At 50.4% G+C, this 8,785-nt stretch carries 13 protein-coding genes; all 13 read right to left on the reverse strand.

Annotated elements, in window-relative coordinates; genetic code table 11:
- Window positions 1–372, reverse strand: a 372-nt coding sequence (locus tag KOO63_04235; protein MBU8921012.1) for a flagellar biosynthesis protein FlhA, incomplete at its 3' end; no start/stop codon positions are given.
- A gap of 26 nt (window positions 373–398) precedes the next feature.
- Window positions 399–1,466: a flagellar biosynthesis protein FlhB gene (flhB, locus tag KOO63_04240; protein ID MBU8921013.1), complete on the reverse strand. Its 1,068-nt coding sequence runs from the start codon at window positions 1,464–1,466 to the stop codon at window positions 399–401.
- Between the two features lie 17 nt (window positions 1,467–1,483).
- A complete protein-coding gene (fliR, locus tag KOO63_04245) occupies window positions 1,484–2,260 on the reverse strand; it encodes a flagellar biosynthetic protein FliR (GenBank protein MBU8921014.1) in 777 nt (258 codons plus the stop codon).
- A 9-nt stretch (window positions 2,261–2,269) separates the two neighbouring features.
- Window positions 2,270–2,533, reverse strand: a complete 264-nt coding sequence (gene fliQ / locus KOO63_04250; GenBank protein MBU8921015.1) for a flagellar biosynthesis protein FliQ — start codon at window positions 2,531–2,533, stop codon at window positions 2,270–2,272.
- Window positions 2,534–2,541: 8 nt separating this feature from the next.
- A complete protein-coding gene (gene fliP / locus KOO63_04255) occupies window positions 2,542–3,282 on the reverse strand; it encodes a flagellar type III secretion system pore protein FliP (protein MBU8921016.1) in 741 nt (246 codons plus the stop codon).
- Window positions 3,283–3,594: 312 nt separating this feature from the next.
- Window positions 3,595–4,014, reverse strand: coding sequence for a flagellar biosynthetic protein FliO (gene fliO, locus KOO63_04260; GenBank protein MBU8921017.1), 420 nt, complete (start codon window positions 4,012–4,014; stop codon window positions 3,595–3,597).
- A 16-nt stretch (window positions 4,015–4,030) separates the two neighbouring features.
- Window positions 4,031–4,636: a FliM/FliN family flagellar motor switch protein gene (locus KOO63_04265; protein MBU8921018.1), complete on the reverse strand. Its 606-nt coding sequence runs from the start codon at window positions 4,634–4,636 to the stop codon at window positions 4,031–4,033.
- Complete coding sequence (locus tag KOO63_04270) at window positions 4,626–5,618, reverse strand: FliM/FliN family flagellar motor switch protein (GenBank protein ID MBU8921019.1); 993 nt, start codon at window positions 5,616–5,618, stop codon at window positions 4,626–4,628. Before KOO63_04270 ends, KOO63_04265 begins: the two co-directional genes overlap by 11 nt.
- A 10-nt stretch (window positions 5,619–5,628) precedes the next feature.
- Window positions 5,629–6,138, reverse strand: coding sequence for a flagellar basal body-associated FliL family protein (locus tag KOO63_04275; protein MBU8921020.1), 510 nt, complete (start codon window positions 6,136–6,138; stop codon window positions 5,629–5,631).
- A complete protein-coding gene (locus tag KOO63_04280) occupies window positions 6,131–6,886 on the reverse strand; it encodes a flagellar motor protein MotB (protein ID MBU8921021.1) in 756 nt (251 codons plus the stop codon). Before KOO63_04280 ends, KOO63_04275 begins: the two co-directional genes overlap by 8 nt.
- A 10-nt stretch (window positions 6,887–6,896) precedes the next feature.
- Window positions 6,897–7,676: a motility protein A gene (locus tag KOO63_04285; protein ID MBU8921022.1), complete on the reverse strand. Its 780-nt coding sequence runs from the start codon at window positions 7,674–7,676 to the stop codon at window positions 6,897–6,899.
- Window positions 7,677–7,712: 36 nt separating this feature from the next.
- Complete coding sequence (locus KOO63_04290; GenBank protein MBU8921023.1) at window positions 7,713–7,961, reverse strand: flagellar FlbD family protein; 249 nt, start codon at window positions 7,959–7,961, stop codon at window positions 7,713–7,715.
- A gap of 8 nt (window positions 7,962–7,969) precedes the next feature.
- Window positions 7,970–8,785: flagellar hook-basal body complex protein (locus KOO63_04295; protein ID MBU8921024.1), on the reverse strand; the 816-nt coding region annotated here is incomplete at its 5' end.

Raw genomic sequence — 8,785 nt, forward strand, 5'->3', positions numbered from 1 at the left:
CAGAAATATCACCAGTCCGATCACATAATTACCCTGCACAACGAAGTTGCCGAAGGAGGATATCACTTCTCCCGCGTATCCTCTCGACAGGATAAGCCTGGTTGATGCAACGTTAAGGGCCAGCCTGAACATCGTCACAATAAGCAAAAGAGAGGGAAAGACCGAGAATTCCAGGGGCTCCCTGACATAGATCGTCACGAGAAGAATGATCAATCCGAACGTTATATTGAAAGTAAGGAGGATATCGAGGACCATAGGCGGTACTGGCATTACCATCAATCCGACGATACCGATCATTCCGAACGCATTGAGCAGGTTCGAACCTCCTGACAACTTTTCTATGATCGATTTTTTCAGTATTGCTTCAGCCACACCTGTCACCTTTCACACCGGATTTGTCATCTCCGGTTCTTGTCCTTGAGGCTGTATACGTACGCGAGTATCTCTGCCACAGCCTTGAAAAGATGGACCGGGACGAAACCTCCGATCTTGCACGCCTTGTACAAAGCCCTTGCAAGAGGTTTGTTCTCTACGATTGCTACTCCATTTTCCAAAGCGATCTTCTTGATCTTCTCAGCCAGGAGTTTCCTGCCCTTGGCTACGACTTTCGGAGACTGCATGCCCTGGGAATATTTTATAGCTATGGCGAAGCTCGTCGGATTCGTAATGACTGCGTCGGCAGTCTTTACGTCTTCCATCATGCGGCGCCTGGACATCTCCCTCTGGATGCTCCTGACTCTCTCCCTTACAAGGGGGTCCCCCTCGGTCTCCTTCAACTCGTCCTTTACTTCCTTCAGTGTCATTTTTATCGATTTCTCGTGCTGCCAGTACTGAAACGCGTAATCCAGCGCGGCCACGATTACCATCACGACGAGGGCTCGGACTACTACGATCAACGCTACCTGCAGGTACGTACCTATCAGGTCGGGTGATGAAGACATCGAAAGAGCGAGTATCCTGTCTATCGTGGGACGCAGGCCTCTATACGCGATGTAGGAGATCACCCCGATCTTGATGAGCCCCTTCATAGTCTCGATCACGGATTTCCATGAGAATATCCTCTTGAAGCCTTCGAGAGGATTGATCCTTTCGAGCTTTGGTGTAAGAACGTTCGTGGTCACATGGAATCCGACCTGACTGAGATTCACTCCCAGCCCGGCCACGATGATCCCGAGAAATACGGGAAGGACTATCGAAAAAAACGAACTAAAAAGGCCTTTGGCTATCGAAACGATATTAGCTATTTCTACGGTCGCGGGCGAAGTGTTGAATGAACTTCTGAATATATGTTCTATTCCAGACACGATGTGTCCATGCAGTCCGAGAAGAAGCATGGTGCCGGTGGCAAGAATGATAAGCGAATTGACCTCCTGGCTTCTCGCCACCTGCCCCTTGTCTCGAGCCTCGCGTCTCCGCTTGGGAGATGCCGATTCAGTCTTCTCGCCTGCTCCACTGCTTTCAGCCATGCTTCACCTCCTTCCGGTCAGGAACCGAGTACTGCAGCCAGATCGACCGGGATTCTTCTGAAAAGGTCGATAAGCGCTTTCGTGATGTAGGGCACAGATAATACGAGGCCAAGCAGCCCCACGAACAATTTCAACGGAAATCCGACTATAAAGATGTTCATCTGGGGAACGGTCCTCGCGATCACTCCAAGAATCGTACTGACAAGCAGAAGGAGGACGATCATTGACGCCGCGAGTTGGACTGCCACGGTAAAGATGCTGCCTGAGAGTTCAATGAAAGATCTCAGGCTTTTAAAGGGGAATGTCATCGCGCCCGCTGGAAAATAATCGTAGGAATCGAGCATGCCGTTTATGAGCATATGGTGGCCGTCGATAGAAAGAAAAATGACGATCGCGAACATGTAATAAAACTGGGACACTACCGATATGTCGCCCCCCGCGGTCGGATCGACGATGTTGGCCAGTCCGAGCCCCATCTGCGCTCCGATCAACTGCCCCCAGAGCATGACCGAATAAAAGATAAACCCAGTGGTAAGGCCGAGAACCAGGCCTATCATTACCTCGCTTCCCACTCCCAACATCAATCCCCCCGCGGTCGCCAGCCTGGCGTTCTGCTCCAGTGGATGGATCACCATACTGAGAAGGACCGCGAGAATGACGGCGAACCCTATCTTCCACTGTGAAGGTAAGAACTTGGCACCGAACACGGGCATAACGAAAATAATGGTAGCGACCCTTACAAGAATAAGGAGAAACCAGATCATATCGGATATGTTGTAGCTGAGATCAAACATCTTTCCTCACTAAAGCTGTGCTATTCTGGTGAATATCTTCGTCATAAACGAGACCAGTATCCTGAGCATCCAGGGCATAAAGATCACGATCGCCAGTGATACGGCGAGGATCTTCGGAACAAACACAAGTGTCATCTCGTTGATCTGTGTGACCGCCTGGAATATCCCGATCAGCATCCCGACGATAAGGCCAAAAAGCAGCATCGGCGAAGCTACAAGCAGAGTCACGTAAAGCGCGTTTTTCCCGATCTCTATCACGGCATCAGTAGTCATCTCATCACCTATCCCAAAAATCCGGTTATAAGGGACTGGACCAGCAGGTGCCAACCGTCCACAAGGACGAAAAGCAATATCTTGAACGGCAGCGATATCATCACCGGGGGAAGCATCATCATACCCATAGACATCAGGACACTCGCCACGACCATATCTATGACCAGGAACGGCAGGTAAATAAGAAAACCGATCTGAAAGGCTGTTCTGAGTTCACTGATCACGAATGCTGGAATGAGGATAGAAGCCGACAGAGTCTCCGGAGTGACCGGCGCGTCCGCTCCCTTCATTTTCATGAATAAAGCTATATCCTTTTCCCTTGCATGCCCCAGCATAAACGTTCTGATCGGGACGAACCCTTTCTCTACCGCTTCGTCCCTCGTGATCTCCTCACTGAGATAAGGCTGAAGTGCAGTATCGTTGATCTCTGTGAAGGCCGGCATCATGATGACCGCCGTCAGAAAGATCGCAAGTCCTATAAGGAGTTGAGCCGGTGGCATCTGCTGGGTTCCCAGAGCCTGTCTTATGAAACTGAAGACTACAATTATCCTGGTAAAAGAGGTCATCATTACCAGGATTGCGGGAGCAAGAGAAAGGACTGTAAGTCCCAGAACGATCTCGACAGGCAGGCTGAGTCGTTTCTCTCCATCGCCTTCCTGTCCGGTCGTCAATCCAGGCAGGGATATATTACCCGTTCCTTGTCCTGATTGCTCCTGGGCAAATGCCGTCGTCGACAAGACGACGATCATCACAAGAACGACAACTGCAGGAATATGAATCTTTTTTCTTTCTTTCAAATCCGGTTCTCCATGCTCTCTCAATGATCCTCAAAGGGAAAAGCTTTCCCTGTATCAAGGGCAATTGATATGCCACAGCGGAGAGGAGGAAAATGAAGGAATCGGAGAGGAAAAATATTCCTCCCTGTGTATCATGCTGTCATCAAATGTGATGTGAAGGTGAATCAGAAAGTCAGGGGGAAGAATCTGCAGTACCCCGGGGATTGTTTCAGTCGGAAACAAAATCGGAGCTGAAAAACCGGCAAATAATCATCCTCTGGATGATCACTTGGCGCTCCGCTTCAACGCAGTGATGTCGGTGAGATGGCGGATGAAGTTCCTGGCCCTGGAATCGGGCTGCTCCGTCTCGATCTCGGAGGGCTCGAACTCGGCTATCGATGAGACCTGCTGAGGAGTGACGCCCAGAAGAAGGACCCTGCCGGCCACCTCGACCATGCACAACCGGCTGCGTTGCCCCAGGGTGCATGAGCCGATCACATTCATCGATTCGCTCCGCTTTCCTCCGCTCTTCATCATAAGCCGTTTCAGAAAGAAGATCGAAGCATATATCAGCATCGCAACGACAATAATCGCTGCTATGAGCCTGCCTGCGCTCGGTACGATCGAATCACTTTCCGAAGCGATGGCAACTCCTGGAGATATCATTATTACGAATGTCGTAACCGATCTGCATATATTCTTCATAGTCGCGCTCCTGCCATTACAAACGACTGATCAGGCGTGTGATCCTTATTGCAAAATTACCGTCCACCACCGTTACTTCACCTTCGGCGAAGAGTTTCTCGTTCAGGTACAGGTCAACCGTATCTCCGGCTTTCCTGTCGAGTTCCATAACCATTCCGGGATTGAGGTTCATGATCTCTTCGACAGATCTCTTCGATCTTCCCAGCTCGACCCTGACCGTCATATCGACATCCATAAGCATACTTATATTGTCGACACCGGTCGGCTGCTGCACATTCTGCGGGACGGCCGCAGCCGTAAATTCCTCCAGAACCTGCTCGGGAGCCACCCCGCCCTTTTCGAGCTCGTCAATCACGCTGGAAATCGATTCGTCGACCATGTCTTCACCTGTCCCGTCACTATCCGATAAATTCTGTCCGGCCAACTGGCCAGTTTCTGGACTATTTTCGGATTCTGAACCCGTTTCCATGTCCTCTGCTCCGGTTGACGCAACATCCGGACCATCCACATCACCGGCAAGGTCATTATCCCGGGCGGCATCCTGACCGGCAATATCCTCTACGATCTCTTCTCCTGTCGTATCAATATTGTCCGGTGTCTCAGTAGTTTTTTCAGTCGCCACCTCCGCCTCCTTCGATATTTACAGATGTCCATCTTACGGCTTTCTTGCCATTTACAAGACCGGGTATCCCCTTGAATTTTCTTTTTCCCTCGATGACAATATCCACCGGGTCCGTGACCCTGTTATCCAGCACTACTACATCACCTTCCCTTAGATTCCTTACCTTTGAAATCGGTATCCTGGTCTCTCCGATATCGACTCTCACCCCCAGAGATACTCTCCTCAATGTATCCTTCAATATCTCGACATCCTGCTGGCGTTCCTCAGGAGAGCGTTCGGGCTGTTCATCCACCGGATCGAGAAGTTCGATGACGGATTCAAACGACGAGATAGGTATGCCGAAATGGATCATCCCCGTAAACTGCCCCATGTTTATCTCAAAATCCAGAGTAACGACCCTCTCGCTGCTCGCGCATATGTTCACGTATTCGGGATTGTGTTCTATCCTCGATACGGCTGGTCTCATATCGATGAATCTCTTACTGCCCGCAGCAAAATCAGCCAGCAGTTTTTCCATCACTCTGGTGGCTACCCTGATCTCGATCTCCGTAAATCCTCGCTGTTGATCGAGAGTCTCTCCAGAGCCGCCCATCAACTTGTCCACCAGAGAGAATATGATCGGGGCTTCGATCTCCAGGACACTCTGCCCCCTGAGAGGATTGAGATTGACAATACCCAGACAGGCCGGGTTGCCGGCATCGTTCACGAATTCCTGAAAAAGGATATGCCTCGGTTCCAGAGGAGTAACGGTGATCGACGCCCTTAAATATGTCGACAGGGTCATAGACGCCGCCTTTGAAAATCCGTCACTGATCGTCGCGAGATTGTTTGTAAAACTTCTCGACAAAGAGTGAGGTTTCGTAAAATCATACGACACGGAATCGATTATCGAACCGAGATTGAATGGTTCTAGATCGATCGTCCCGGTCTGGATAGACCCTATCAGGTCGTTCGCTTCAGCCTGTGATAACAGCCTCGACACGTCTTCTCCTCTACTGAATCACGAAATCTGAAAAATAGAGCTGCATAATATCGCCTGTGATCAGTGATTCATTGATCCGGCGCGTAATGTCCACTTTGAGAAGATTCCTCTCCTCCAGAGTATCGATGTCCGAGACTTTCTTGCCGGACAGAAGCGATATCACATCGTCCCTGAGCTGCGCATGTCTTTCCGTGACCTCATCCTTGACATCGTTGTCAGGGACTTCGACCCCTATTGTCATCTTGAGATAATAGAGCTTCTCGCGTTCCTTGAGATTGACGACGATATTCTCCAGCATCACGATCGTTCCACGCGTTTTTTCCTCTGCCAGGACTTCTTTTTCCTCCACCGGTCGAGCATCCACATCGGCTTTGTCACTACCGAGCATCTTGACCATCATAAGGGCGATCAATGCCTGGAAGACCACGATTATTGCTATAAGCACAATAGGGTTTGCCAACAGGTTCTTCTTTTTCTTTTTCTCTTTCTCCTCGACTTCGCCTTTTTCTTCATCAGCCATTATTTTCCTCCTGGATCGGTAATCCCCTGAGATCTCTGATTTTCATCATCTCCTTGTAATCAACGAATATCTCGACTCGCCTGTTCTGACTCCGATTCTCATCAGATGTGTTCTCTATGATCGGGTGATATTCCCCCCGCCCGATCGCCGTCAGCTTGATGCCCGGAACTCCGCTGGAGTTCATCAACCGAAGGACACTGATCGCCCTGCCTGCCGAGAGTTCCCAGTTCGATGGAAACTTCGAAGTATTGATAGGGATGTCATCCGTGTGACCCTCTATCCTGATATCGGATTCAAAATCGATCAGCATAAACGTCAGTTTCTTCAGTATCTCCCTTCCCGTATCATTCATCTCCGCCCTTCCCACGGGAAAAAGGACCGGATCCTCCATCCTTATCAACATACCCTCGTCGGTCTCGAACACTTCAATGACTTCGTCGAGCCCTTCGTCTTTCAAATACATTTTAAACTCGTTGAATTCCTCTCGGATCCTCTCTATCTCTTCATCATATCTCTCGGTCTTGGTCAAATTTTCCATCCTTAAGGGCGTCGAATCAAAACTCATGACTCCGAGAGCGCCAAGAAGCGATCCCATAGCCTCACGGAATTTCGATTCTGTAATCGAAGACATGCTGACAAGCATCACGAAAAAACAGAGCAGAAGTGACATGAGGTCGCCGTAGGTGACCATCCATGCGGGAGCCCCCTGTTCGCCGGCTTTGCATTTTTTCCTGCCCTTCCTGGCCATATCTCTTCTCCTAGGCTTTCTTGTCGTCCATATCTATCAGGGCTCTTTCCCGGGGAGATACGAAAGCCTTAAGTTTCTCGCCTACCACTCTCGGTGTGTCTCCAGACTTGATTGCCATAATACCGTCGAGGATCAATTCCATCCTCTGGATCTCCTTCATCGACCTGCCTTTCAATTTCTCGGCGAGAGGGAGGCAAACGAGGTTCGCCGCGAAAGCCCCATAGAATGTGGTGAGCAGGGCTACGGCCATACCGGGGCCTATCTTGCTCGGATCGTTCATCTGACTGAGCATCTGCACCAGTCCGACCAGCGTGCCGATCATTCCGAATGCGGGGAAAAAGGTGGCCATGGTCTTCAGAATGTTCTGCCCCTCCTCGTGTCTGCTCTCCACCGAAGCCATCTCGTTATACATGATCGCGCTGAGCAATTCCGATTCGGTACCATCGACAGCCAGCATCAACCCCTTCTGCAGAAACAGGTCCTCTTCATTCTCTGCCTCTTCCTCCAGGGAGAGCATTCCCTCTTTTCTGGCTTTTTCCGCGTAACCTACAATCGACGTTATCGCCTCGCTCAGAGTCTTGTCCTTGTGCATGAAAGTCTTCATCGTGACACTGAAGACCCTGAACATGGTCTTCAGCGGAAAACTGATCAATGTAGCCGAAAGTGCGCCACCGATCGTCGTCAGAAGTGAAGGTACGTTTATAAATCCGGCCGCGTTACCACCCTGGATGATCGAAATGGAGATCAGGCTGAGTCCTACAAGCAGACCTATGATCGTCGCGAAATCCAATTTACCCTCCGCAATCGCAGTATTATTACCCGACTGTTATTCCAAATCCTCTTCGTGTATATCGCTATGGTGTCTCCAACCCTCGCCCCCGGCGGGGACGGCGTATACCGGGAACCTGCTCCTGTACTCCATCACCCTGTTCAGGACTTCGTCCAGTGTCTCTCTGACCATGATCTTCCGCCCGGTCGTAAAACTGATGATCGTATCGGGCGTTTCTTCAATTTCCTCTATGAGGTCAGCATTCACGATCAATTGCCTGCCGTCAAGCCGGGTGACTTTGATCATATTTCAACCTACTTCTTGAGATTTACAAGCTCGGTCAACATCTGATCACCGACGGATATGATCCTGGCATTAGCCTGGAACCCCCTCTGGGCGATGATCATCTCTGTGAACTCGCCGGCAAGATCGACATTAGACATCTCGAGCTCTCCCGGAGTGATCATCCCGCGAGCGTTGGTGCCGGCATAAACAAAGTTTGCCGTTCCGCTGTTCGGGCTGAAGATGAACATATTTTCCCCGACCCTGTTCAGGCCGCTTGGGTTGTTGAAATCGGCCATGACGATCTGGGCAAGGTCCCTGTTTGTTCCGTTCGAGAACTGGCCATTTATTATACCGCTTCTATTAATCGATATGGTCTGTAGAGTGCCCATCCCCATCCCGTCCACATCGTTCATACGTACCGAGTAACCCTGTGTGAACTGGGAGAGGCTGCTCGTAGAACCTACATCGCCAGGATCGAGCATTACAGATGAAGGGGCAGCACCATTACCCCAATCCACTTCGATCATGCCCGTTGCTCCGTCGGTAGTAAAAGAAGAGAGAAGGCCGCCCGATGTAAACCTGGCCACACCGGTCGAACCGCCGGTGATCTGACCGATCCCGTCTACCGAAGCTGTCCAGTTCCAGATATTCACGTCCGGGACCTTGTTGAACGAGACCATCAGGTTGTGAGTATTACCGAGCGAATCGTAGACGATCGAAGTCACATCAAAGACATCACCGTCCGAAGCAGCCTGGATCTCCAGAAAATCAAACTCTGTGATGTTATCGCCTCCTTGTGATATCTCGATCCCACCGATGGCATAGGCCTCACCGATATCTCCTGT

The organism is Candidatus Latescibacterota bacterium, from assembly GCA_019038625.1.
Lineage (GTDB): Bacteria > Krumholzibacteriota > Krumholzibacteriia > Krumholzibacteriales > Krumholzibacteriaceae > JAGLYV01.